23 protein-coding genes are annotated in these 26,029 nt (G+C 37.1%); 2 read left to right on the top strand and 21 right to left on the bottom strand.

Translation table 11 applies throughout. The features are described from left to right. Positions 1 to 16 precede the first annotated feature (16 nt). Together LDK52_RS14100 and LDK52_RS14095 are read right to left on the bottom strand one after the other, a co-directional pair. Positions 17 to 1,009, bottom strand: a complete 993-nt coding sequence (locus LDK52_RS14100) for an LLM class flavin-dependent oxidoreductase (RefSeq protein WP_277586597.1) — start codon at positions 1,007 to 1,009, stop codon at positions 17 to 19. Positions 1,010 to 1,275: 266 nt separating this feature from the next. After that, a complete protein-coding gene (locus LDK52_RS14095) occupies positions 1,276 to 2,076 on the bottom strand; it encodes a PP2C family serine/threonine-protein phosphatase (RefSeq protein WP_277586596.1) in 801 nt (266 codons plus the stop codon). 822 nt (positions 2,077 to 2,898) lie between these two features. On the opposite strand from LDK52_RS14095, the gene LDK52_RS14090 reads away from it, so the two are divergent. Next, positions 2,899 to 3,174 carry a YesK family protein gene (locus tag LDK52_RS14090; protein WP_277586595.1) on the top strand — a complete coding sequence of 92 codons (276 nt, stop codon included), beginning with the start codon at positions 2,899 to 2,901 and terminating at the stop codon, positions 3,172 to 3,174. 614 nt (positions 3,175 to 3,788) lie between these two features. Here the strand turns inward: LDK52_RS14090 and LDK52_RS14085 are convergent. From LDK52_RS14085 to LDK52_RS14060, 6 genes are all read right to left on the bottom strand, one after another. Then, positions 3,789 to 5,093, bottom strand: coding sequence for a dihydrolipoamide acetyltransferase family protein (locus tag LDK52_RS14085; protein ID WP_277586594.1), 1,305 nt, complete (start codon positions 5,091 to 5,093; stop codon positions 3,789 to 3,791). A gap of 143 nt (positions 5,094 to 5,236) precedes the next feature. Beyond that, positions 5,237 to 6,220, bottom strand: coding sequence for an alpha-ketoacid dehydrogenase subunit beta (locus LDK52_RS14080; protein ID WP_277586593.1), 984 nt, complete (start codon positions 6,218 to 6,220; stop codon positions 5,237 to 5,239). After that, entirely contained in the window at positions 6,220 to 7,230 is a 1,011-nt protein-coding gene (locus LDK52_RS14075) for a thiamine pyrophosphate-dependent dehydrogenase E1 component subunit alpha (protein WP_277586592.1), read from the bottom strand. Before LDK52_RS14075 ends, LDK52_RS14080 begins: the two co-directional genes overlap by 1 nt. Positions 7,231 to 7,245: 15 nt before the next feature. Beyond that, a complete protein-coding gene (gene lpdA / locus LDK52_RS14070) occupies positions 7,246 to 8,676 on the bottom strand; it encodes a dihydrolipoyl dehydrogenase (RefSeq protein ID WP_277586591.1) in 1,431 nt (476 codons plus the stop codon). A gap of 93 nt (positions 8,677 to 8,769) precedes the next feature. Beyond that, the gene (gene bcd / locus LDK52_RS14065; RefSeq protein WP_277586590.1) at positions 8,770 to 9,864 is read right to left on the bottom strand and encodes a branched-chain amino acid dehydrogenase; all 1,095 of its coding nucleotides are present in this window, start codon (positions 9,862 to 9,864) and stop codon (positions 8,770 to 8,772) included. Between the two features lie 73 nt (positions 9,865 to 9,937). Next, positions 9,938 to 11,959, bottom strand: a complete 2,022-nt coding sequence (locus tag LDK52_RS14060; RefSeq protein ID WP_277586589.1) for a sigma 54-interacting transcriptional regulator — start codon at positions 11,957 to 11,959, stop codon at positions 9,938 to 9,940. Between the two features lie 128 nt (positions 11,960 to 12,087). Between LDK52_RS14060 and LDK52_RS14055 the strand changes: the two genes are divergently transcribed. Beyond that, entirely contained in the window at positions 12,088 to 12,330 is a 243-nt protein-coding gene (locus LDK52_RS14055) for a DUF2627 domain-containing protein (protein WP_093538441.1), read from the top strand. 11 nt (positions 12,331 to 12,341) lie between these two features. Here LDK52_RS14055 and LDK52_RS14050 read toward each other — a convergent pair whose 3' ends face one another. From LDK52_RS14050 to nusB, 13 genes are all read right to left on the bottom strand, one after another. Beyond that, positions 12,342 to 13,061, bottom strand: coding sequence for a glycerophosphodiester phosphodiesterase (locus LDK52_RS14050; RefSeq protein WP_277586588.1), 720 nt, complete (start codon positions 13,059 to 13,061; stop codon positions 12,342 to 12,344). Further along, positions 13,054 to 14,625, bottom strand: coding sequence for a FapA family protein (locus tag LDK52_RS14045; RefSeq protein ID WP_277586587.1), 1,572 nt, complete (start codon positions 14,623 to 14,625; stop codon positions 13,054 to 13,056). The genes LDK52_RS14050 and LDK52_RS14045 overlap by 8 nt, the downstream gene beginning before the upstream one ends. Positions 14,626 to 15,012: 387 nt before the next feature. Continuing rightward, positions 15,013 to 15,804: a sporulation transcription factor Spo0A gene (gene spo0A / locus LDK52_RS14040; RefSeq protein WP_277586586.1), complete on the bottom strand. Its 792-nt coding sequence runs from the start codon at positions 15,802 to 15,804 to the stop codon at positions 15,013 to 15,015. Positions 15,805 to 16,019: 215 nt separating this feature from the next. Continuing rightward, complete coding sequence (locus LDK52_RS14035; RefSeq protein ID WP_277586585.1) at positions 16,020 to 16,976, bottom strand: SpoIVB peptidase S55 domain-containing protein; 957 nt, start codon at positions 16,974 to 16,976, stop codon at positions 16,020 to 16,022. Positions 16,977 to 17,080: 104 nt separating this feature from the next. Further along, positions 17,081 to 18,784, bottom strand: coding sequence for a DNA repair protein RecN (gene recN / locus LDK52_RS14030; protein ID WP_277586584.1), 1,704 nt, complete (start codon positions 18,782 to 18,784; stop codon positions 17,081 to 17,083). A gap of 16 nt (positions 18,785 to 18,800) precedes the next feature. Continuing rightward, on the bottom strand, positions 18,801 to 19,250 hold the full coding sequence (ahrC, locus tag LDK52_RS14025) for a transcriptional regulator AhrC/ArgR (RefSeq protein WP_277586583.1): 450 nt from the start codon (positions 19,248 to 19,250) through the stop codon (positions 18,801 to 18,803). Positions 19,251 to 19,353: 103 nt separating this feature from the next. Beyond that, on the bottom strand, positions 19,354 to 20,172 hold the full coding sequence (locus tag LDK52_RS14020) for a TlyA family RNA methyltransferase (RefSeq protein ID WP_277586582.1): 819 nt from the start codon (positions 20,170 to 20,172) through the stop codon (positions 19,354 to 19,356). Beyond that, positions 20,169 to 22,064, bottom strand: coding sequence for a 1-deoxy-D-xylulose-5-phosphate synthase (gene dxs, locus LDK52_RS14015; protein WP_277586646.1), 1,896 nt, complete (start codon positions 22,062 to 22,064; stop codon positions 20,169 to 20,171). The genes LDK52_RS14020 and dxs overlap by 4 nt, the downstream gene beginning before the upstream one ends. Positions 22,065 to 22,152: 88 nt before the next feature. Then, positions 22,153 to 23,037, bottom strand: a complete 885-nt coding sequence (locus tag LDK52_RS14010) for a polyprenyl synthetase family protein (RefSeq protein WP_277586581.1) — start codon at positions 23,035 to 23,037, stop codon at positions 22,153 to 22,155. After that, positions 23,030 to 23,251 (bottom strand): exodeoxyribonuclease VII small subunit, encoded by a 222-nt coding sequence (gene xseB, locus LDK52_RS14005; RefSeq protein WP_277586580.1) that lies wholly within the window; start codon positions 23,249 to 23,251, stop codon positions 23,030 to 23,032. The genes LDK52_RS14010 and xseB overlap by 8 nt, the downstream gene beginning before the upstream one ends. Before the next feature lie 5 nt (positions 23,252 to 23,256). Further along, positions 23,257 to 24,615 carry an exodeoxyribonuclease VII large subunit gene (gene xseA / locus LDK52_RS14000; protein WP_277586579.1) on the bottom strand — a complete coding sequence of 453 codons (1,359 nt, stop codon included), beginning with the start codon at positions 24,613 to 24,615 and terminating at the stop codon, positions 23,257 to 23,259. Positions 24,616 to 24,746: 131 nt separating this feature from the next. Then, positions 24,747 to 25,604 (bottom strand): bifunctional methylenetetrahydrofolate dehydrogenase/methenyltetrahydrofolate cyclohydrolase FolD, encoded by an 858-nt coding sequence (gene folD, locus LDK52_RS13995; protein ID WP_277586578.1) that lies wholly within the window; start codon positions 25,602 to 25,604, stop codon positions 24,747 to 24,749. Positions 25,605 to 25,631: 27 nt separating this feature from the next. After that, complete coding sequence (gene nusB, locus LDK52_RS13990; protein ID WP_277586577.1) at positions 25,632 to 26,009, bottom strand: transcription antitermination factor NusB; 378 nt, start codon at positions 26,007 to 26,009, stop codon at positions 25,632 to 25,634. Positions 26,010 to 26,029: the final 20 nt, after the last annotated feature.

Below are 26,029 nucleotides of genomic sequence, written 5' to 3'. Positions count from 1 at the left end.
AGCACGCCGATTACTGTTACATCAATTCTTTTGCGAGTAAACGATATACATTTAATCTTTTTTCTTGCGAATGTGTGATGCTACAAATCATTACTTCATCGAAACCATAAATAGCTTGTTCTTCATGTAAGGTTTCTGCCACTTGTTTAGCCGTACCAACTAGATGAATTTTCCGATTTTCTTGAATCATCATCCGGTCCATTTCCGTTAGTGGGTAATTTTGCGCTTCCTCCGGTGTCATCAATGTACGAATTTGCCCTTTCATAAGAGACAGACGCGAGATATCCTGCGGTAATGCTTCAAATTCAGCTTCCTCATTTGTTTCTGCAACAGTTACAAGGTAGGTAACATTAATCTCTGGCTTCTCCATTAAAGCGGAAGGCGTAAAGTTTTTGCGGTACGTCTCTAAAATGGCAGGAGTCATACCACCTTGGAAAAATTGCGCAAAGGAATATCCGAGACCCATTCTTCCAGCTTGTACAGCACTATTACCCGTAGAACCAAGTAACCATGCTTCTGGTAACACAATTTTAGAAGGTGAGGCAATCGTTTTGTTATATAGGCTATCATCTGGAACTTCATCATTAATCAGTTGTATTGCTATGGCTAATTTTTCATACATATTATTGACCAAAGGAGGTCGACCTTCTGAAAGTGCGTACATTGCGTGATTGTCTCCACCAGGAGCACGACCTACTCCGAAGTCGATACGACCCGGAGAAAGCGCACTTAGTGTTTTAAATAATTCGGCAAGCTTAAGCGGCGAGTAGTGCATCATCATTACTCCACCTGTACCGATACGTAAATTTTTCGTTTTGGCAGCTAAGTGAGCCGCTATTACTTCAGGTGCCGAGCTTGCAAATGCATCGGTTCCATGATGCTCTGCCATCCACATACGGTGATAACCTAATTCATCTGCTAATATGGCTAGTTCTTCCGCGTTTTTTAATGCTCTTGCTGCAGTATTACCAACTGTGATTGGTGCTTGATCTAGTACACTTAGTTTCATCTATTTATCTCCCCTTCAACAAATGCTCGTTTGATACTTCTCTTATCAAATGCTATCGAATAACAATAAAAAAGTAAACGAAAGGGACTTAATAATTGTTCAATTAAAACAAAGTCGGGTACTGAAACAGTTATTTAAAACAGCAATTTAAGAAGGATAAATTCATTTCCATAATCCGCGAAATGTACAACATAATTCTTGAAGCTTTTTCTGAAACATAAGATACTAGAAGCCTAATTAAGTTTTTCAATTTTAAAAAATTAAATTTATAAGTTACTTGGTTCACTCGCGTTTATTTCTACATCAACTACCCAGGAAATGATAGTAGTGCTATCCCGTACTCCTCTTTCTTCAATTTCCTTTAATAAATGCATTACCGAGTCTTGATGAGATTCGGAATTGTCAAATGCTTTCATAATTTCAACAGGGTTATGAAAAGTACCATTCGGGCATTCCGTTAATCCATCCGTAGTAAGAAAGAGATGATTCATCCCTTTTCTTAATTCCCTGCGACCCATACTATAACATGGTACTTCCAGTTCAAAGGTGTTTTCATATCCAATCCATTCAAAAAAGTTTCTTTGGTTTAATAGATATTGTTCCATCTTAGCCAATTCAGGGTGAAACAAGTGGAGGATACAATCTCCAACTGAAAACCACCAAACATATTTGCCTTTTCTTACAACAATCAGACATGCCGTTTCCCCTTGTGTTTCACGACAGCTTGCTAGAAACATTGGATTTTGGAAAATACGCAAAATATTTTCTTCCATTTGAATAAAAGAATCGGGTAATGATTTGTTGAGAATTCTCACTAAATCTTGCTCTTCCCTTGTAATTGTATTGACGACAAGTTCAGCACTCTCCGCTGAGTTATGGGCATCGAGGAGCATAACGAAATCCCAATCATTTTCTTCATTTGACCAAACTAAACAGCCATCTTCGTTTTTGTATTGACCTGCGGATGAATTTCCGCCGAAACGACCGATTATTATATTGCTCACTCGTTGAATATCAGGTAAGTCTACAAAGTGCTTTTGGCTCCCCACCCAACTAAATTTATGCATTTTTCCACTACCCCTTTTATAGCTTGATTAGTTGAATAAGTTCAACGCTTTGTAATATTTTAACATAATATTTAAATTATTTTTTTAAAACATCCTGTATTTTATATCTCTATCTTATTTGAATGATAAAAAGACAATCCAAAAAATATCAACCCGTTCAGTTGAGCGTTACAAAATACTCAAATAACAACCCAATTTTCGATATAAACATCTCAATATTTTTGTGAAATTAGCACTGTTTTAGCAGTGCTTTTTTACGCACTTCAAAATTTACTGACAATTCAAGGATAATTATGATATTAGTAGTTGTATTACTTGTCTTTATATCAGTGAAAGTGGTGGTACAGTACCGATGAAATGTTTAATCCACATGGAGGGATAGCCACTTGACTAATGATGAATCATTTAATCATGCAAGACAAATCTTTATCGGTTAATAAGGTTCTCGTGAGGCTAATAGAGGTTCACCTCCTACGGGAGGCACCGACTTATTAAAACGGAAGATTAGAGACACGAAAGGTACTAATATATCAAATGTGTTGATGATTAAATAGAATTGGATTAGTTGGAACGCCGTATGAAGTGAAAGTTTCATGTACGGTGTGAACGGGGGGAAAAGCTGGAGATAACTTCAAAAGCTTACCTATCTGTATCAATAAGCCAAATGCATTTTGAAAATATATAATGATAATTTGTTTAATATTGGAACTTCTGTTTATATTAAACGTATTAATTTAAAGCAACAGATTAGTTGAAGAGTGTTGTTTAACTTATTTTCAACAATCGTGCTAAATTGTTGAAAACATAACAGGAGGTAATTAAATGGACGCTTTGATGTTAGAGGGATGGACTCCTATATTGCTTTGCGGAATTGTGTTTGCAATTGGGATGTTTATTACGTCCCGTAAAGTTTCAAGAAAATCTTTATTTTCCACTTCTACTGTATTAAGTCTGATTTGTATTGGGGTAATTATTTATAGTGTAATTGGAGTTGGTGGTTGGGATGGGATGGGACTGGGTTTATTTACGATTACTATTTTAGCAGGAATATGGATAGGTACTGTTATTGGAGCTATCTCAAGGAGTTCAAATTTATAAGAATGTCATCTCTTTTTTCACTGATTAATGATTACTCTTTTATCTGCTACCGTTACTTCCAGAGCATGACTATAGCAAATATCAAATTCATTTTTCCGCAATCGGGTGCGATTATTGATTAAGCATCACTTTTCTTCTTCAACTGACAGGGGCGCGCGACAAATTAGGTCCTTTTTATTTTGGATAAAATGTCTAGAAAACTAATTAACGCCACTTTTAGCAATAGGTTTAACCGATACTTTAACACGGTAATTAGCAATATTTTGGTACCCTGGCTACTGCAAGGTTGATGAAATCATCGTCCATTACCACGTCAAAACGGATATTTATTTCAAGGAAAACGTTGATATACGCGAGAGAAAACCACCAAATCTACACTGTGGATTAGCGGTTTTTTTGTATTTTAATTTTTTCTTTGTACTGATGAACTGAACCGGTTGTACTCGAATTTGCAATGTTTTTATTAACTGAAGTGGCAATTTTTCTATGTGGAGGTAGTTATCTACTTCTTCTTTTGGATAAAGGTTGGATTTAGCACTGTTACATATGTATTTAATGTTAACTGTAAACATGAAGAAGGTAGAGCAAAAATGCCCTACCTTCTTTATGTTTTATTAATAAACAGATGTATTTTCTTTCGTAATATTCTCCAGTATTTCTTTCACACGTGCTAGGAAACGACCTGCAACTAAGCCGTCAAGTACACGGTGGTCTAATGAAAGACATAGATTTACCATATCACGCGCAGCAATCATTCCACCGTCCATAATAACTGGACGTTTCACGATAGATTCTACTTGTAGAATCGCTGCTTGAGGATAGTTGATAATCCCCATTGACTGTATAGAACCGAATGATCCTGTGTTGTTAACAGTGAATGTACCACCTTGCATTTCGTCTGATTTCAACTTGCCAGAACGAACTTTTGCAGCAAGTTCATTTACTTCACGACCAATACCTTTAATCGTTTTTTCGTCCGCATTTTTAATAACCGGAACGTATAGTGCATCTTCTGTCGCTACTGCGATAGAAATATTGATGTCTTTTTTCTGAATGATTTTGTCTCCAGCCCACATGGAATTCATCATCGGGAATTCTTTTAATGCTTGCGATACAGCTTTCACGAAAAAAGCGAAGTAAGTAACATTAAAACCTTCTTTTTGTTTGAATTCATTTTTGATAGAGTCACGGTATTGAACCATGCTCGTAACATCTACTTCAATCATTGTCCATGCGTGAGGAGCCTCGTGTTTGCTGCGTAGCATATTTGCTGCAATTGCTTTACGAATACCTGTTATAGGAATTTCAATATCTCCAACTGCTACCGGAACATTTGTATGAGCAGGTTTAGGAGTAGCTGCAGAAGAAGTCACGGTTGGTGATGGTGTTGAAGCTGCTTCTTGTTCCACTTTGGCTACCGGAATTTCTCCACTCTCCACAATTTTAAGTAAATCTTTACGAGTGATACGTCCTTCGTTACCAGTACCAGTAACAAGAGAAAGGTCGATACCATGCTCCTGTGAAATTTTCAGCACTGCAGGTGAGTAGCGAGCTTTCGCACCTTTTTCACGTTCTACCGGTGTAGCATGCTTTTGTACTTCCGCAGGTTTAACGGTTTCAGCAGTTGGCTCTTCAGGCGCAGCCTCTTTCACTTCCACTATTTCCTCAGAAGCTGCACCTTCCGTTTCAATTGTACAAATGATTTCACCTACAGCTAGTGTGTCTCCTTCATTTGCGACCAATTCTTTAATAATTCCTGTAAAAGAGGAAGGGACTTCAGCTGTTACTTTGTCCGTGTTAACTTCAGCTAGGGCATCGTATTTGTTTACGTGATCGCCTGGCTTAATTAACCATTTTTCTATCGTACCTTCTGTTACACTTTCCCCTAGCTGGGGCATTTTTATTTGTTCGATTGCCATTCGATTTCCCCCTTATCAAATTCGCCTTGGCGTATTTGTGTCCAGATTTTTATCGAGCTTGCTCGATAAATTCCTAAAAAATCTGTGACATCCGCCGGAGGCACTAACTTCATTCGGCAAAGTCTTTTTTTTGCTGAATAAAGTTAGTATTCTGCTAGCTCACGCATCGCTTTTTCGACTTTATCTGGATTAATCATAAAGAATTTTTCCATCGTTGGCGCATATGGCATAGCAGGAATATCAGGACCAGCAAGACGCATAATCGGTGCATCTAGGTCAAACAAGCAGTTTTCTGCAATGATTGCAGCAACTTCTCCTATAATACTACCTTCTTTGTTGTCTTCTGTTACTAATAGAACTTTACCTGTTTTAGAAGCAGCTTCTATAATTCCTTCTTTGTCTAAAGGATAAATAGTACGTAAATCTAAAATATGTGCAGAAATCCCGTCTTTTTCTAAGCGTTCTGCAGCCTGTAGCGCAAAATGAACAGCAAGACCATACGTAATAACCGTAATATCTTCCCCTTGTCGCTTCACATCTGCTTTACCGATTTCGATTGTGTAATCTTCTTCAGGAACTTCTCCTTTAATGAGACGATACGCACGTTTATGCTCAAAAAACATTACAGGATCATCATCGCGAATGGCTGCTTTTAACAGACCTTTAGCATCGTACGGTGTAGATGGAATAACGATTTTCAAACCAGGTTGGTTAGCAAAAATTGCTTCTACCGATTGAGAATGATAAAGAGCTCCGTGAATTCCTCCACCAAATGGCGCTCTGAAAACAATCGGACAAGTCCAATCATTATTCGAACGGTAACGAATTCGTGATGCTTCCGAAATAATTTGGTTTACTGCAGGCATGATAAAGTCAGCAAACTGCATTTCTGCAATTGGACGTAGGCCGTACATCGCAGCTCCGATTCCAACTCCAGCTATAGCAGATTCTGCAAGAGGCGTATCTAACACGCGATATTCTCCAAATTCATCATAGAGACCGTTTGTTGCTTTGAATACTCCACCCTTACGACCAACATCTTCTCCAAGTACGAAAACGCGTTCATCACGAGTCATCTCTTCTTTCATTGCAAGTGTGATTGCATCAATATAAGACATGATTGCCATTATGCGTTCCCCCCGTCTTTTTCTGCGTAGACATGCAAAAGAGCACTTTCTGGTGTTGCATATGGAGCACTTTCAGCATAGTCTGTTGCTTCATTTACTTCTTTCATGATACGTTCATTAATCTCTTTTTCTAAATCTGTTGGAAGTATATCTAAATCACGTAAATATTTTGCGAATGTAATTAGTGGATCTAATGCTTTCCCCTCCGCAATATCTTCTGCTGTACGATATTGTCTGTCATCATCATCCGAAGAATGGGCAGTCAAACGATATGTTACGGCTTCTATTAAGCTTGGACCTCCGCCACTACGTGCACGATCTGCGGCTTCCTTCACTACACGGTAAACCTCGATAGGATCTTTCCCGTCTACCCTCACTCCAGGCATACCATAACTGGAAGCACGTTCTGCAACCGTTTTACTCGCAACTTGACGCTCATACGGTACGGAAATAGCATAGTTATTGTTTTCAACCATTGTAATACATGGTAATTGGTGAACTCCTGCAAAGTTTAGACCTTCATGGAAATCCCCTTGGTTAGAAGAACCTTCTCCAAGCGTTACAAATGTAATAAAATCCTTTTTCTCAATTTTCGCAGCTAAAGCCACTCCCACAGCATGTGGTAGTTGAGTTGTAACAGGTGAAGAACCAGTGAGAATTCTATTTTTCTTTTGCCCAAAATGTCCAGGCATTTGACGACCACCAGAGTTAGGATCTTCGGCTTTTGCAAAAGCCGAAAGCATCAAATCTTTAGCAGTCATTCCAAAGTGTAAAACAACACCCATATCACGGTAATAAGGTGCAATATAATCTTTTGTATTATCAAGTGCAAAAGCTGCTCCTACTTGTGCTGCTTCTTGACCTTGACAAGAAATAACAAAAGGAATTTTCCCAGCGCGGTTTAATAACCACATACGTTCATCAATCCGACGTGCCATTAGCATCGTTTCAAATATCGTTAACACATCTTCATTCGTTAAACCTAATTCAGCATGACGATTAGTTGTCATTAAGAACTCCCCCTTTTACATGTGTATAGCTTTACCATCTACAGCTAGTGCTGCTTCTCCCATTACCTCACTTAGTGTCGGGTGTGGGTGAATCGTATGTGCAATTTCCCAAGGAGTTGCGTCAAGAACCATTGCTAAGCCAGCTTCTGAAATCAGATCTGTTACATGTGGTCCAATCATATGAACCCCTAAAATGTCATTTGTCTGTTTATCTGCAACGATTTTCACAAACCCGTCAGATTCGCCGTAAACGAGTGCTTTTCCAATCGCTTTAAATGAGAATTTACCAACCTTCACATCAAATCCTTGTTCCTTAGCTTGTTGTTCCGTAATACCAACGCTTGAAGCTTCGGGATTTGAATAGATACAACGTGAAACTAATGCATAGTCAATTGGAGTGATATCGTTACCAGCAATATGTTCAATCGCCGTAATTCCTTCATGACTAGCTACATGTGCCAGTTGAAGTCCACCGATTACATCTCCAATTGCATATATATGAGATTCTTTTGTTTGGAATGTTTCTGCTACTTGGATAAATCCTTTTTCTACAACGATATCTGTATTTTCAATGCCAATACCTTCTACGTTTGCTTGTCTGCCAACAGAAACTAACATCTTTTCTGCTACGAAGGTTTTCGTTTCGCCATTTAATTCAGCAGAAATTTGCACTTCATTTTCTTTTGTTACTAATGTCTCTGGAAGCACTTTTGCACTTGTTACGAATGTTATCCCTTTTTTAGTTAATAGCTTTTGCATTTCTTTCGAGATATCCTTGTCTTCTGTCGGTATGATGCGATCTGCATATTCGACCACTGTTACTTCTACTCCAAAATCATTAAGCATCGATGCCCATTCAATTCCAATAACCCCACCACCAACAATTAAAATAGATTTTGGTAACTCAGTCATTTCCAAAGCTTCATCGGAGCTCATGACAAATTCTCCATCAATCGTTAATCCAGGTAAAGTGCGTGGTCTAGAGCCAGTCGCGATTACTACATTTTTAGGTATAAGCATTTCATTTTCTTCGCCACTATTCATTTCTACCGATATAGTTCCACCAGGAGAAGGTGAGAAAATAGAAGGTCCTAACATTCTTCCTGTACCTTCATAGACATCTATTTTACCTTTTTTCATCAAGCCTTGCACACCTTGATGTAATTGGTTGACGATCGATTCTTTACGTGCCTGTACTCGACTAAAATCGAGTGTAACCTCTCCAGTATTTACACCGAAGTCGGCTGCATGATTTTTAGTAGTGGCATACACTTCTGCACTGCGAAGTAATGCTTTACTCGGAATGCACCCTTTATGTAAGCAAGTACCACCTAAATTTCCTTTTTCAATGATTGCTGTTGTTAATCCAAGTTGAGCTGAACGTATAGCAGCAACATATCCACCCGTACCGCCACCGATAATTACTACATCATAATCTTTTGCCAACATATCCATCTCCTTTAATATCCATCTAAGAAGGCCGCTTTACTTTAAAAGAAAGACGGCCACTTTAGTTAATAGATGAAATTAGTTGTTGTCTTAACGTCCGTTTAAGATATGTTTGCCATTTTGAAGGAATTGACTACGAGATTTACTTACTCGCGCAATACGTTCTTCTGCCAAACGGTCAGCGGCAACATATGATGGTACTCCATCGCGTTTCGAAATTTCAAAAATACGTTCAATTTTATCGTAAATAGTCGCAACACGTTTCATTGCACGCTCCGCATTGTAGCCATTTAATTCGTCCGCTACATTGATAACGCCACCTGAGTTAATAACATAATCTGGTGCATAAACAATGCCCATTTCATGGATTAAGTCTCCATGTGTAGTCTCACGTAATTGGTTGTTTGCTGAACCAGCGATTACTTTTGCTTTAAACTGTGGAATTGTATTGTCATTAATAATTGCACCTAAAGCACATGGAGCAAAAATATCTGCTTCCACTGAGTAAATATCGTTAACATCGACTTGAACTGCTCCGAATGCATTTACTGCACGGTCAACTGATGACTGGTTAATGTCTGCAACGATTAGTTTTGCGCCCTCTTTGTGTAAGTATTCGCATAGTGTGTATGCAACATTCCCTACCCCTTGTACAGCTACTGTTTTACCTTCTAAAGAATCTGATCCAAATGCCTCTTTAGCAGCCGCTTTCATCCCAACATAAACACCGTAAGCTGTTACAGGAGATGGATTACCTGAAGAACCAAATGCTTCCGAAATACCAGTCACATAGTTCGTTTCTTCATGAATTAAGTCCATATCCGCTACAGTTGTACCAACGTCCTCTGCTGTAATATAACGACCATTTAACCCTTGGATGAAACGACCAAAAGCACGGAACATTTCTTCATTTTTATCCTTTAATGGATCTCCAATTATTACGGTTTTACCGCCACCAAGATTTAGACCAGCAGCAGCATTTTTATAAGTCATTCCTTTTGCCAGACGTAATGCATCCTCAATCGCTTCTTCTTCAGTTGCATAGTTCCACATACGTGTCCCACCAAGTGCTGGTCCTAAAGTAGTATCGTGGATTGCTATAATTGCTTTTAAGCCTGAAGTTTTATCTTGGCAAAATACCAATTGTTCGTAATCATAAGTTTCCATATATTTAAAGATTTCCATGTGTAGTTCCTCCTAGTAGTTAAATGGGTCTAACTTATATATTCAATACCCCTATTGTTTGAAGTGCTCCCATTTATGCTAAATGATATTTTTCTAACTTGTAATATAATGTGCGGAGTGAAATGTTAAGCTGTTTGGCTGTTCGAGATTTATTACCCCCCGAAACTTTTAAGGCATGTTCCAATACTTTCTTTTCCATTTCATCCATTTGTTCCGCTAACGTACCGAGGGAAGCCTCTCCCACATCTTCACTTGGTAATACGAGCATTGACTTTGGTAAATGATACTCTTCCAAGATTCGATCATTCGGTTGCAAAAAGATCATCGAACGACTGATGACATTTTCCAGCTCTCGAACATTCCCCGGCCAATCATATAGAAGTAAACTTTCCATCGCTTTTTCTGAAAAACCTTCAATATTTCGGCCAAATTCTTGGTTTAGCCGCACAAGTAAATGCTCAGCTATTGCCGGAATATCCTGCTTACGATTTCGTAAGGGAGGGATATGTATTGGCAGTAGATTCAATTGAAAATAAAAATCTTCTCTAAAGGTACTTTCTCGCATTGCTTTTTCCAGGTTCAAACTACTCGATGCAATGATTCGTACATCTACAGGTATTGAGGTTGTTCCCCCAACCGGAATGATTGCATTTTCTCGAAGAACACGTAACAACTTTGCTTGTGTCTTTTTCCTAAGCTCCCCAACTTCGTCCAAGAAAACGGTTCCATTTGTTGCTTGTTCCAAAATTCCAGGTTGTATAAACCCATCTTCTGCTGAACCAAATAGTTCGGTTTCTAGCAAATGCTCTTCCCATGAACTGCAGTTTACACGCAGAAATGGATGAGCCGATCGATCACTTTCACTGTGTATAGCTAGAGCAAATAAGTCTTTTCCAGCGCCGACCTCTCCCCTTAAAAGAACCGTTACTGGAACACTTGATGCTAGTTTAGCTTGCTCGATTGTGAAATTTATTTCTTTTGATGTACCGACGATGTCTTTAAAGCTATAAGTTGCACCTAGCGTTCTGATCAGCGTGCGAGCATGGTCTAATTCTTTCATCAACCCTCGCATCTCTGTCATATCGTGAATAACTCCAACACTACCTATTAGCTGTTGGTTAACGATGATCGGTGCGACATTGACGATAACGTCTTTCTTCTGTTTCCCTACACGTAAATTAACACCTCGTATAGGTTTACGAGTTTGTAACACTTTTAAGTGGATACTCTCCCCTTCAGAAATATCCGCTGTTGCAGGTTTTCCAATTACTTCGGATTCACTAAATCCAGTTATTCTAGTGTAGGCTGGGTTAATAAGAATACCTTTACCTTCTTCATCCACAACGGAAATAGCATCATCACTTGAATGAATTATGGCCTCCAGCATTTTTTGAATTTCTGTTAGGTTTGTAATTTCTTCCGCTAATCGAACAACTTCCGAAATATCCTTGAAAACTGCAACTGCCCCGACCTGTTTTCCTTCTTCATTGATCATCGGATAACGCGAGGTGACAACTTTGGTACCGCTTTCAAGAGTAAGTTCCTTGTTAAGTTCGACACGACCCGAATCGAACACTCTTGGTAATTCGCTTGAGGAGATTACCTCATGCACATGTTTTCCAATAGCATTTCCCACAGATATTCGCGTCATTTTTTCAGCACTTTTGTTGAATAAATTCACGATACCTTGATCATCAATTCCAATCATACCTTCTTCAACTGAATCAAAGATTAACTCCTGCATCATCGTTTTGTGATCAATAATGTTTATATACTTATTTTTTTCGTCTAAAAGTGAAACTAGTAAGTTAGCAATCTCGCCTGGTATTAATACCGCAGTGGCAGGTCTATTTGCTAGAAGCTCGGGGAAAACCTCTTTGTTTCCCGTAACATCTATGATGATCTGAATATCTCCATCTAGGAGAGGTTCCCATTCTTTATACGTAGGAATATTCATCACTTTCGCAAGTTTTAACCCAGGGGCTTTTTCATCGATGTCTACAATAGCTTTTACTTGAAGGTGATCAGCTTGTTGTATCAACTTCAGAAGTGCAAATCCTCCATTACCAGCACCTATTATCAATATGTTTTGCAAGAATATGCACACCCCCATTAATCATCTGCAACTTATTGCACTTCTCATTTATCATAACGCAAGTTTCTTTCGTTGACAATCATATTGTTGATAGTAAAATTATATTAGGTAGAACAGGAGTGAAAAAAATGGCTCGTTTAGCGGCTTTAATCGTGTTATTAATTCCTGGAATTTTAGCAGCATTTGGGATTAAATTAATGAGAGATACATTTTTCGGATTACAAATCCTCCCTATTGGTGGCTTGGCCATACAGTTTATAAGCGGATTAATATTTACGGTTTTAGGATTAGGCTTCTTTGCAGGTTTCTTGTTGAACCGTGATCGTAAAAATGGGAAAGTAGCTCCACGATTTCAAAAGAAAAAGACGTAGACTTATAAAAGTCAGCGTCTTTTTTGTTGTTGTATTACTTTTTCAGGATAATCAGTGATCCATCCAATGACAGATTCATGCGGATTTTGAATATATTTTTCATTGCCCTTTATGTTATAAAAGCGCATGGGATAACCAGCATCCCAAACTCTCTGCATCAAATCCGACTCATAAAACTTTTTATTGAAGTGAATGGCATTTATTTCTTTGATGGACAACACATAATCCCAATCAGCATTTTTTTTACCAATAAAAGCTGTTTGGATTCCCTTCTCCATAGCATGTATGACTTCCAGCACAGTAAATTCAAAGGAAGAAAAGTGGACATCTGAAATAGTTGATGCTTTTTCGACAACTTCTCGAATTTTTTCATTTTTACCTAAAAAAGATTCCTTCAATTCAATATTTAATTTTATATTTAAAGGGGTTACAAAGTGGATGAATTCATCCAAGGTCACTACTCTAGAATAGAAAAACTTGCGGTAGAACACCTTACCTAACTTTAGCTGCAAGACTTCTTCGGCAAGCATATCTGTAATTCTTCTATTCTTCCCCGCTAGTCGGAAAAAGTCGATATCATGTGTAACAAAAGGGACGCCATCTGCGGACAGCTGTATATCTAGTTCAATTCCGTCAACACCTAACTTGACAGCTCTTTTAAACGCCTTCATAGAGTTTTCTACTATTTTAAGTCCAGCACCACGGTGAGCATAAACAGGTATATTAGACATTTAACTCCCCATTTTCCAATTTGAATTTTCCTTGTGTTTGTTTCGTTAGATAGGAATACTTGTTTCCAATTTGAATAACCGTTCCTGGATTTGCTTCTCTTTTAATGTCGATAAAGTAATCTGAAGTATGTCTTAACGTTTTCAAAATTCGTTGGATTTCCTCATCTAGCTCTTTAACAGCACGTTGAATTTCATTATACTTTTGCTTCGTTTGCTCATATACAGCTACTTGTTGAACAGATATGGAACTTTTATATTGATTTAATTGACTTAAACTAAAATTGAGCTTCGTCGTTTCTTCCTGTAATTTCATCATTTCTTGTGCTTTGGTCTTGGCGTTTTCCGTTAAAATTTTCCGGTCGATTCCTTGAACAATCAATTCCGTTTTTCTTTCCGAGTTGTTGCCTGAATAGGCAGATATAATGGAATTAATCGCAATAACTTTGCCACCAATAATTTTCCCTTTACGCTCATCTAATACTAATTTATCACAAAAAATAGTGGCACCTAAAGAATAGTACCCGATGTGAATAATATCTTTTGCCTCTAGTGTACATTCATTTGCATGTTTAACAAATATATTTTGATGTGCCTCGACCTTTGTGACTCCTTTTCCGAAAATACCACCTTTGATGAACACGTCTCCTTCGGTCGATTTTATCAGTTCCGCTGCATGGACGCCTTCATTGGATTCAATGGAGATATCACCTGAAGAGACGATGGAATAACCAGGCATTACAGTTCCCCTAACTTGGATAGAACCGTCAAACTTCAAATTACCTGTCTCTAGTCCTACATCACCATCAATGACTAGATGTTTTTGGACCGTCATTATGCCATTTACTTCTCCAATAACTCCTTTTGTTTTAGAACGAAGAACCGTCTTCCCTATCTCTTCCACTTCATAAGCAGATTTAGTATCATATTTTAACGGAAAGTCATCACCTATTAGTGCAGGTACAGCTTCCCCAAAGATAGTCTTTCCAGCTATTCCTTGTTGAGGAGGAATTTTTTCGCCTAGCCAAGATCCTTCTATTATCTCGACAAGGAAGTTCATGTCGAAGTAATCAGCTTTCCCGTCTTCATTGATGACTGGTGTTTTTTCCGCTTGTGATAAATAAGAAATGTTAGCATTGGCACCTTTTTCAGGAGATAGTCCCTTTGCAATTATGTATGATTTACCTGTTTTAATCGTGAGTAAATCTAATGGCTGAACGCCGTATATAATTTGATTGTCTTGAAGTAGCTTTTGTAAATTCGTTTGGAGCCTTTCTATGTTTTCTTGTATAAAGTTCGGGGATTCGTAAATAGTGATTAACGCTTGCATCTTATCACTGCTTATTTCTAACTCCATACTTTCAAGCCAGGTACCGAGCTCAATAGGGTCATGTGAACCACTTTCTACGGCTTTTTTCAGAGCAAGGAAATTAAAAATTTTAAGTCTTGGATGATTTCTAGTTAATTCATCCACTTTCTTTAGATTATAACGATCGCTTTTAATAGCCATAAACACTCGTCCATTTTCTTCAGAAAGCATTATTTCATCATTTTCAATGATTATCATAATTTTAAACACTTCCTCTCATCATTTATTATACGCACTATTAAAAATTGCGTGATATAAATTTTGAATTAATAAAAAATATCGATATTAATACCTAAAACCTAATATTATTAACTAGTTTTATACACCATAAAACAGACATTTAGTCTTAATTCCTCGCTAATAATTAAGGTATAAAGTAACTCTTTGTTTAAACCAAGCCAACATAAAAAGTCATGGTTTTAGAAGCATATTGAAAATAACTATTTAACACAAAATTAAAACCAGCGAATCTACTAATTCGTTGGTTTTAATAAGAGTAGTTTATTGTCTTTGAAATTAGAATTTAGTTGGGATTTTAGAAATTGGTTGGTTTAACAATAATAATTAGTCCACTAATACCAATGATTAACTAGCCATATTCTCCATGCGAATTTTGTCTGCAATCATCGCGATGAATTCTGAATTAGTAGGTTTAGATTTTAAGTGGTGGACTGTGTATCCGAATAATTTAGAAATTGTTTCGTAGTTTCCGCGATTCCAGGCTACTTCAATTGCATGTCGAATTGCTCGTTCTACACGAGATGGTGTCGTTTGAAACTTTTTAGCTATTTCTGGATATAATACTTTTGTAATCGAACCTAGCAATTCAATATCACTATAGACCATTTGAATAGCCTCACGAAGATAAGAGTATCCTTTAATATGCGCGGGTACACCAATTTCTTTAATAACATTCGTTATAATGTTGTCAATCATTCGCTTATTTTGTAATGCTTCTTTTTCAGGATTGGACTTAACAGGTTCTTCTTGAATAAAACCTTTCTTGCCTGCTACTTGTTTAATCTGAGTTACTAAACGTTCGAATTCAAAAGGCTTTAGCATAAAATAAGATGCACCTAAATCTACAGCTTGTTTCATGACATCCTCTTGTCCAAAAGCCGTCAGCATAATTACTTGAATATCCTTAAGTTTGTTGTCCTTTTGTAAATTATCTAAAACAGCAATTCCATCTAAATGCGGCATAATTATGTCGAGTAGTAATACATCCGGTTGAATGGTCTCCAAAAGTTCTAAACAAAGTTTTCCATTTCCTGCTGTACCAATAATTTCAATTTCCGGATGCTGATCAAAGTAAGATCCCATCGTACGAAGTAAGTCTTTGTTATCATCCACAATAGCAATTTTTATCTTTTCCATTTTCTCATCCACCTTTTGTATTTTTTCACTTAGATACTATTCTCCTTCATCTTGGTATATCCTTCATTCTTATTAAAGATGAGCCTTTTATAATACGATTTCGTTAGGTTGCGACAAAATATTGAAAATTAAAACATCTTTGTCGAATAATCTTTATACCATATTATACCTAAAAGAGGAAAAAGGATAGACCCAATAATGGGTCTATCCTTTCGTCAAGGATTCTTTTTCATCATTTCTGTTATTGCTAACGCGGCACCATTTTCTGGCTTGTCTACATACATATGAGTGACAACTCCAACTAGTTTGTTCTTTTGAATGATTGGACTTCCACTCATACCTTGTAAGATACCGCCCGTCTTTTGAATGAGCTTCTTATCGGTTACTGTAAATTGAAAAATATGACCTTCTACGGAAGAAATTTCTATTGTAAAATCTTGTACTTTTTCACCATCGATAGAGGTCCGCATAACTGCTTTACCTGTCATTATTTCTTCTTGACCTACAATTTCTACCTGTTGCATGGATATATTTTCTAAAGCACTATTGTCCAATTTTCCGAAAACACCGTATACATTGTTTTCATTTACGCCCCCAAGTGGAGACGTATTAGATTTGTGGGAGGTTATTTTATAGCCAGGTTTTCCTGGCGTACTTTTCTTAATCTGTTCAATGGTTGATAAATAAATGGATCCTTGCGAGAACTTTGGGGTAATACCAGACTGTTGATCCACAATTTGGTGACCTAAAGCACCAAATTCTTTTGTTATTGGATCAAAATAAGTCAATGTACCAATACCCTCAGTAGCATCTCTTAAAAAAGGAAGTAATTTTACCATTTGATTTGGACTGATACTTTTCGTATACATTTCTTTTTTATGCTCATACTGGATAATAATTTGTGTACTTTCTTTTATGTGACTTTTGACGTCAATTAGATTTTTCACCGGCTGATTATTGATCAAATGAATCGAGTCACCCGTTCGCAACCATTCGTCATCTGCAAGTAAAACATCACTACTTAAAAAAACGGAACCATACTTTAAATCAATTTGAATGGACTGCCCAAGTGGTACAACGGAAGGATGTGCTGCAAAAACTGGATTGTTCGCGAACAATAAGGTAAAGAAGAGTAGTGGTATTAGCGACCATTTACGATAGTTTTTTTTCATATTTCACCTCCCTATATTGATACTATGTCCTACAAAATGTCGGCTATGAGAGGTAAATAATTGATAAAAAAAAAACCAAAAAAAAGACCTTTAAAACAAGGTCTTTACAGATTTCTTAAAATTTTTTTTCGATCTTCCGCTAATTTCAAAAGCTCTTTCGAATGCTCAAAAGTTGTACTTGTAATTTCTGCACCAGACATCATTCGACTAAGTTCTTCTGCCCGTTTATCATTTTGTACTTCCTCTAAAACAGTATATGTCCGATTACCACTGACCTCTTTTTTAATCATTAAATGTTGATCAGCCATTGCAGCAACCTGTGGTAAATGAGATATACAAAGCACTTGTGAGTTCGAAGCAATTCCAGAAATTTTTTCTGCTATTGATTGGGCAACTCGACCACTTACTCCAGTATCCACCTCATCGAAAATAATTGATGTAATGCCTTGATGCTTGGAGAATATGCTTTTCAGTGCAAGCATCATCCGAGAAAGTTCTCCACCTGAAGCAATTTTAGTTAATGCCTTCAGGGGTTCACCTACATTCGTTGAAATATAAAAAGACAAATCGTCTAATCCATTTTCATTGTAGACAGGTTTAACTGTTTCATGAAACTTAACCGAAAAAGTTGCCTTTTCCATATAGAGTTCCTGTAATTGCTCCATGATGGCAACGCTCAATTGTTTAGCGGCATTTTTACGTTTATCCGTTAAGTCTGTAGCCTCTAATGCTAAATCAATTTCAATTTGATGGATTTTTTCTGTCATTTTTTGAATTTGCTCATCCCGATTCACCAGCTGATCTAAGCTGTGTTGAATCTGATCTTTGTAATCCAATATTTCTACAATGGATGAACCATATTTTCGTTTTAAGGTTTGAATTGTAGCTAAACGCTCGTCCACGATTTGCAGCTGATTGTTATCAAATTCCATCTCATCTAATTCACTTTTCAGCTGATAGGCTGCATCTTGCAATATGTAAAATGCTGATGATACATTTTCGCTAAGCTCCTGCATATTTTTATCAACGTCTGCTATATCCTGAAGATCCGCCATTGCCGTACCTATATAGTCTAAGCCTTTGGATTCTGCCAAAATTGCATCATAGGCACTACTCATTTTATCGAAAACCTTATGAAAATTTTGTAATTTCTTTTTCTGTTCCTGTAATTGTTCTTCTTCTCCAATGACAAGATTTGAATCGGTTATTTCTTCTACTTGAAACGTATACAGATCAATTTTATGGGCAATTTGTTGTTCATTCTCTGATAATTTTTCTAATTCTTTTTTCCACTTTTTGTATTGTTTATAAAGTTCCTGATATGATTCTTTTACGTCATGTACATCTTCCCCAGCAAATTGATCCAATAGATGAATATGGGCTTTATCGTCCATCAGTTCTTGACTCTCATGCTGGCCATGAATATCTATTAAACTAGCACCAATTTCTCTTAAAATACCAATGGTTACAAGTTTACCATTTACCCTACACGCACTTTTACCTGACTGGTTAATATCTCTTCTTAAAATAATAGATTCGTCCTCAAGATCAATACCAACGTCTTCTAACTTTTTAACAACTCCATGTAGAGGATTGGGAATATTAAACAAGCCTTCTAACTCCGCTTTTTTGGCTCCATGTCTAATGTATTCATGGGAGCCTCTACCGCCACATAACAAGTGCACTGCATCAATAATAATAGACTTCCCTGCTCCAGTTTCTCCAGTAAGAACAGTAAGTCCTTCTTCAAAACTTACAGTCAGTTCATCAATAATAGCAAAGTTTTTTATCGTTAGTTCCTTCAACATTAGCTTTCACCCCACTTTAGAGCATTTCTAGTAAGCGTTCTTTAATAATTAGGCTATCTTTTTCTTCTCTGCATAGGATCAAACAAGTATCATCGCCACAAATAGTACCTAAAATTTCTGTCCAATCTAAATAGTCTATTAAAGATCCTATTGCATGGGCATTACCTGGTAACGTTTTCATCACTAAGAAATGGCTCGCTCCATCAATACTTACAAACGCATCAGCCAATGCTCTTCGTAGCTTTTGGATAGGATTAAAGCGTTGGTCTGCAGGTAAACTATATTTATAATTTCCATTTGACAATGGAACTTTAACTAAATGAAGTTCTTTAATATCCCTCGAAACCGTAGCTTGAGTGACATTATATCCCGCATTTTTTAAAATATCGACTAAATCATCTTGTGTTTCAATTTCGTTCTTTGCAATAATATCTCTTATGCGAATATGTCGTTGTCCTTTGTTCATATTTGGTTCACCTCATTGTATATTTATACTATTTACTTTATACAATAGCATTGGATTGGAAAAGTAACAAGAAAAAGCGACTCTTTTTTACAAGAGCCGCAAGTTATTTAAGTAGTCCATGTGCTTCGTTAACTAGTTTTATAAAATTAATTTGATGCGGTGTAAACTCTTCCCCTACAACATTCGTGAGATGAAATAAAAATTCGATATTTCCCTCTCCACCAGTTATAGGAGAAAATGAAGCATTTTTTAATTGGAAATGCTGACTTTCGGCAAAATGAGCTATGTCAGTTAAAACATCTATATGCACTGCTTTATCCCTTATAACGCCTTTTTTCCCCACTCGATCTTTCCCTGCCTCAAACTGTGGCTTTACAAGGGCAATCACGTCGCCATTAGGTACTAGAATTGTTTTTAAAGTCGGAAAAATAAGCTTTAATGAAATAAATGATACGTCAATCGATGCAAATGACGGTAGCCCCTCTAAAAATTCTGCAGGGGTTGAGTATCTGAAATTCGTTTTTTCCATAACAGTGACACGAGCATCTTGCCTAATTTTCCAAGCTAATTGGTTGCTCCCTACATCTAAAGCATAGGCATGCTTGACACCATTTTGTAAACCACAGTCCGTAAATCCTCCTGTAGAAGAACCGATATCAAGCATAATTTTGTCTTCAATAGTCAAGTCAAATTGTTCTAAAGCTTTTTCTAGCTTTAATCCACCACGGCTTACATACTTTAATACCTGACCTTTTACTGTTAAAACCGAAGTTTCTTCCACCTTTTCTCCAGGTTTATCAATGCGCACTTCGTTTTTGTATATAAGCCCTGCCATAATAGCACGCTTAGCCTTTTCTCTTGTTTCAAATAAACCTTGTTCCACTAATAATACGTCCACACGTTCTTTCGGTATTTTAGTCATGATGGGATATACCTAGCAGATTCATTTACTTTTTTACTCACTACTTCTACAATGTCTTCTGACGTAATATGAATTTCTTCTAGTAATTCATTTACTTCGCCATGTTCGATAAAGATGTCTGGAATTCCTATGCGATGTATATTTGCTTGTAGATTATTTTCATTATAAAACTCTAGAACTGCACTACCAAAACCACCCTGAAGCGCACTCTCTTCTAATGTGATAATTGGAATATTGCGAGCTTGTAGGTCTTGCAACACTTTTGCATCTAACGGTTTGATAAAACGTGCGTTGATCACTTCTACGGAAATATTATTTTGCGAAAGAATTTCTGCGGCTTTCATAGCCATTTGTATTGTTGTACCAAATGTCAGAATAGCTGCCTGTGTACCTTCTTTTAATACTTCCCAAGTACCAATTGGAATAATTTTCAATTCTTCATCCATTGGAACGCCAAGACCATTTCCTCTCGGATAACGAAGTGCTATTGGTCCATCTGAATATTCAAAAGCAGTATTAACCATATGCTGTCCTTCGTTTTCATCTTTAGGCATCATAATAACCATATTTGGCATATGACGTAAGAAAGAAATATCAAATACCCCTTGATGTGTTTCTCCATCTGCTCCAACTAAACCAGCTCGATCAATCGCAATAACAACATTTAAGTTTTGTCGACAAATATCGTGTAGCATTTGATCGTAAGCACGTTGAAGGAAAGTTGAATAAATAACTAGCATCGGTTTCATACCATCTGCAGCCATACCAGCAGCCATTGTAGTTGCATGCTGTTCTGCAATCCCTACATCGAACATGCGATTCGGAAATTCAGAAGCAAATCCTTCTAATTTAGAACCGACCGGCATTGCTGGAGTAATCGCTACAATACGTTTATCTGTTCTTGCTAGCTTTCTTGCAGTTTCTGCTACAAGTGCACTCCATGAAGGTCCTTTGGAAGCTGATTTGATCAGATCACCAGTTTCCATTTTATACGGACCTGTTCCATGCCATGTACCAATTTTATCAAGCTCAGCAGGTTTAAAGCCTTTACCTTTTTTCGTGATCACGTGTAAGAGTACTGGGCCCTTCATCTTCTTCGCATATTGTAAGTTTTCTTCTAATGCTTCAAAGTCATGACCATCGATTGGACCGAGATAAGTAAATCCTAATTCTTCGAAAAAGACACCAGAAACTAGTAAATACTTTAGACTATCTTTTACTCGCTCTGCAGTACCTGCAAGTTTTCCGCCAACTGCTGGAATTTTTTTGAGTAATGATTCTAGTTCATCTTTTGCCTTATTATAGGTCCCATGTGTTCGTAATCTACCTAACACATTGTGGAGTGCTCCTACATTTGGTGCAATGGACATTTCGTTATCATTTAATATAACGGTCATATCCGTTTTTTCATGTCCAATATGATTTAATGCCTCTAACGCCATACCACCCGTAAGAGCACCGTCGCCAATTATTGGCACAACATAGTTTCTCCCACCTTGTAGATCTCTTGCTTTTGCCATACCCATTGCAGCAGAGAGAGACGTTGAACTATGCCCTGCTTCCCATACGTCATGTTCGCTTTCAATACGCTTTGGAAAACCACATAATCCCTTAAATTGGCGTAGCGTATCGAATTGATCCGCTCGCCCTGTTAGTATTTTATGGACATACGCTTGATGTCCAACATCCCAAAGAAACTTGTCGTCTGGGCTATTGAATGATTTATGCAAAGCAATTGTCAGTTCAACTACCCCTAAGTTAGGTCCAATATGCCCACCTGTTACGGATAAGTTTTCTATTAAAAACGATCGAATATCTTCACTAAGTTCCTTTAATTGTTCATTATCTAAACTTTTTAAAAAGGATGGGCTAGAAATTGAAGTTAAATCCATTGCCATCACACACCTTCTATTAGATTTCCTTCTTTACAACTAGTTAATATCATAGCAATAAATGCTTGAAAAACAAAATTATTCGGTCCTAATTAGATCTTTTCGTAATATAATTGGCGAACTCTACAAGTAAACCATTCTGCATTTGAACATTCTCTAATGCTTCATAAGCTAGATTATATTGAGTTTGAAGTTCTATTTTTGCACCTTCCATAGTTAAAATTGAAGGATATGTATTTTTTTCACTTTTTAAATCTTTCCCAGCTGTTTTTCCTAATTGCTCCGACGTACCTTCTACATCCAGAATGTCATCTTGAATTTGGAAAGCAAGACCAATATGAAATGCATATTTTTCTAATGCACTCCTTATTTCTTCTGAGACATTGGCAATAATAGCACCAGCTAAAATACTAAAGGATAGCAGAGCTCCTGTTTTGTTCAGATGAACTTCTTCTAGTTGCTCCAAAGTTAAGGTTTGACCTTCCCCTAGCATATCTAATACTTGGCCGCCAACCATTCCTTCTGCACCAGCAGAAAAGCTTAACTTATCGATCAAATCTATTTTTAGGTCAGGTGAAATATTCTGGAGTCTAGCAATAATACCAAAAGCTAGTGTGACAAGAGCATCTCCTGCTAAAATAGCGAGTGCCTCACCAAATACTATGTGATTGGTTGCTTTTCCACGTCGTAAATCATCATTATCCATCGCAGGTAGATCATCATGAATAAGGGAATACGTGTGGATCATTTCTATTGTACTTGCAACAATAATGGCATCCTCATTTTGAATATCCAACTCTTTTAAAACGGCAAGCGTATATAATGGTCTAATTCTTTTCCCACCTGCTTGAAGTGAATACAGCATGGCATCTTTTAGAGGCTGAGGTGCCTCTAAATCATTTATAAGATCATGTAATGTCTTTTCAACAAGTGGCTGATTGGTTTCAATAAATGAAGTTAATAGATTACTCATTGATTGCACCTGCATCATCTTTGTTCTCATCCATAAATGTAACTAATTGCTTTTCTGCTTTTTGCAACTTGTCGCTACATAGTTTGGAAAGCTCCATCCCTTTTTGATACAGCTCTATAGCACTTTCTAAAGGTACATCGCCTTGTTCCAACTGACGAACAATATTTTCTAATTGCAGCATTGCTTCATCGAATAGTATTTCCTTCTTTGTCATGAATATTAGTCCCCACTTTCTTTCACTTCAATTCGTCTTACGATAGCTTCTAATTGACCATCTTGTAATGTAACAAATATCGAATCATCTTTTTTTACATTTTCCACAGATTTAACTAGTTTACCTTCTTTGTATATAATACTGTATCCACGATCCATAATCTTTAATGGATTTAATGCTTCTAATGTCCGAATAGAACTAACAAATTGCTGACGATGTTTTTCAAATGTGGAAAGGGATGCTAATTTTAATTGATTTGCCATAGACTGTACAGATTTATGGTGTTGATCGATTACTTTCTGTGGTGATAATTGGAAAAAGCTATTTTGAGCCTGTATGAAATCTCGTTGTTTGGTTTTATAGAGTAGGCTAGTTTCTCGTTGAAGCTGTTGTTCTGCACGAACAAACCTTTCTATAAAAGGACGATATAATTTCTCAGGGGTTGCCAATACCGGTGATTCCATTGCTCGCTTGTATCTGTTTTTTTCATCTGTTATCCGTTTGGTAACAAAATGTAAGCTTGCGGATTGGAATGATAAAATATTTTGCATAAGATTTTCTTTGCTTGGCACGGCCATTTCTGCTGCTGCTGTCGGAGTTGGTGCCCTTAAATCCGAAACAAAATCAGCAATGGTTGTATCAGTTTCATGTCCAATTGCACTGATGATTGGAACTCGACTGTTTGCAATAGCTCTTGCTACTACTTCCTCATTGAAAGCCCATAGATCCTCAATGGAACCGCCACCTCGTCCAACGATTAAAACGTCCAAATCACCAACTTTGTTAGCTTTTTCAATCGATTTGACAATGGAGGGTGCAGCTTGAGGTCCTTGAACTACACTAGGAAATACGCTTACTTCAGCAATTGGGTAACGACGTTCTAAAGTAGTTAAGATGTCGCGTATTGCTGCTCCAGTTTTAGAAGTTACCACACCAATTTTCTTAGGAAAGGTTGGTATGGCTTTTTTACGACTTGGATGGAAGAGTCCTTCTTGTTGCAATTTCTTTTTTAATTGTTCAAATGCTAAAAAAAGCTCCCCTATACCATCTGGCTGTATAGTAGCAGCGTATAACTGGTATTGTCCAGCCACTTCGAAGACATTTATATCTCCCCGTACGAGTACATTCATGCCACTTTCGGGAACAAATTTTAATGATTTGGCATTCATCGCAAACATGACCGAAGTAATTCGAGCAGCATCGTCTTTAAGCGTAAAATAGATATGTCCGCTAGAATGAACTTTCACATTGGAAAGTTCCCCTTTTACGTAAACATCTCGTAAATGGGTGTCCGCATCGAATTTTCGCTTTATGTATTTGGTTAAGGCTTTTACAGTTAAGTACTTACTCGGTTCTGTAGTCACAAAAACAACTCCATTAGTATTAGTAGAATAGCGCAAGCACCGCCCTGCAGTGAAAAGCGCAAGAGGATATAGTAGAATTACATTTAATAATCAATGTAAAAGCTGTCTTTCATAGAAAAACAGCTCCACAATTATTTGTTAGTTAATGTATTTTCAGCCGCTAAACAAGTATTTTCCATAAGCATTGCGATTGTCATTGGACCTACTCCACCAGGTACTGGAGTAATTTTAGAAGCTACTTCCTGTGCCGAAGCAAAATCTACATCTCCACAAAGCTTGTTGTTCTCATCACGGTTGATACCCACATCAATGACAACTGCTCCCTCTTTTATATAACTTGCATCGATCATTTTAGCGCGACCAGTCGCCACGACTAAAATATCGGCTTGCTTAGTAAAGGAGTGTAAATCTTTTGTTCTAGAATGACAATAAGTGACGGTTGCATCCTTTTGTAATAATAATTGGCCCATCGGTTTACCTACAATATTACTTCGTCCAATAATTACTGCATGTTTGCCAGCAATTTCTACATCACTGTATTCCAGTAATTTCATTACTCCAAAAGGTGTACAAGGAAGGAAAGATTGTTGACCAATCATCATTTTCCCCACGTTTTCTGGATGGAAACCATCCACATCCTTTAGTGGAGAAATGGTAGCAATTACTCTGTCTTCATTAATTTGGGAAGGCAATGGTAGTTGAACTAAAATACCATGAATTTTGTCATCTTGGTTAAGTGCCTCTACATTTTTAAGAAGCTCATCTTCAGAAATATCTTCGTCTAGCTCTATTAGGACAGAATACATACCTAAACGTTCGCAAGTTTTGGCTTTATTGTTTACATATGTTTGGGAAGCAGGATTACTACCTACTAAAATAACTGCCAATCCCGGAACGACACCTTTAGATTTCAGGTTCTCCACACGTTCTTTCACTTTTTCTGTAACTAACCCTGCAATTTGTTTACCATCGATTTTATTAGTAGACACTTGAAACGCTCCTTAAATAACTGTAGATTATTGTTCTGTAAATTTAGATAAAACACCATTTACGAAACGACTTGACTTCTCGTCTCCAAAAATTTTCGAAATTTCTAGTGCTTCATTAATCACAACTTTAGCTGGAGTTTCTTCTGTGAAATGTAATTCAAATACAGCTATTCTCAGCACTGTACGTTCAATTTTCGGAAGTCTGGATAACGACCAGTTTTCTAGTTTATCTGTTAAAGATGCATCTATTTCCTCTTTGTGATTCACGACTCCAGTTACTATTTGTGTTAAGAAAGAATCTGTTTCTTCCGTAACATGTCCAATAGCTTCTTCTATGGAAATTTCATGATTATCTAATTGAAATAATGCTTGTAATGCTAATTCTCTGGCTTGTCTTCGTTTCATTATTTAGTTCTCCTTTAAAT

This window comes from Psychrobacillus antarcticus, assembly GCF_029533155.1.
In the GTDB taxonomy this organism is placed as follows: domain Bacteria; phylum Bacillota; class Bacilli; order Bacillales_A; family Planococcaceae; genus Psychrobacillus; species Psychrobacillus antarcticus.
Note: the sequence above shows the minus strand (reverse complement) of the source record. Positions and strands in the feature narration are given on the sequence as shown.